The sequence below is a fragment of the Agrococcus sp. KRD186 genome (assembly GCF_017168255.1).
In the GTDB taxonomy this organism is placed as follows: Bacteria; Actinomycetota; Actinomycetes; order Actinomycetales; family Microbacteriaceae; genus Agrococcus.
Genome location: NZ_JABFAP010000023.1, coordinates 1 through 708, shown reverse-complemented (window position 1 = coordinate 708; position 708 = coordinate 1). Strand labels below are relative to the sequence as shown.

General features: G+C 68.6%; 1 pseudogene. It reads right to left on the bottom strand.

Annotation, left to right across the window (positions count from 1 at the left end):
• Nucleotides 1-594, bottom strand: a pseudogene (locus J1M46_RS15115) (IS1634 family transposase); the annotation flags it as partial.
• Nucleotides 595-708: the final 114 nt, after the last annotated feature.

Genomic DNA, 708 nt, shown 5'->3' with positions numbered 1-708 from the left:
CATGCCGACCTTCCGCAGCGCGTCTTCGTACTCGGCCTCGAAATACAGCGTGGTCACGTCATAGAGGACCAGCGTGAGCGCGCCAGCCCGGGTCGCGTGCGCATACGCGGCCTCCGCAGCCGTTGCGCGCCAGTCGTGCTCGATGCTGCGCGCCAGCGTGCGCCAGATCGTCCGCAACGAGGGCAGGTCCGGCACGCCCAGCTCGCCCAGCACCCGTAGCGTGTCCGCCTTCGAGGTCGGCTCCACGACCCTGGCCAGCACGAGCCGCTTGAACGTCTCATCGCCGATCGCGTCGAAGCCGAGCGCCGCGTACGCGTCTTCGAGCACCTCCCAGAGCACCCGCGAGCGAGAGCCGGTCACCGTCGGCGCTGCCGTGGGCGCCGGCGTCGGCATGAGCGCGTTGAGATCGAACTCGCCCTGCCCGCGCAGCTCCGCGATCCGATCGCGAGCGACCGCGACCAGCGCTGCGAGCTGGGCATCGTCATGCGCGGAGCCGAGATGCTGGACGATCGTGCGCACGCCCCGCGTCTTCGACGCGATCTGCACCGCCGTCGCACCCGACCCGGTGCGCACTTTCCGCACGAACATACCCACTTGGGCAGTCTAGAAGCGCCCGATTAGTGCCCCGCACGGACACCAAGAACCCCGGAAACTCAAGGCAGAATGACCATCAGGTCACGAAATCCGGCCGAGGTGGCACGATCCAGG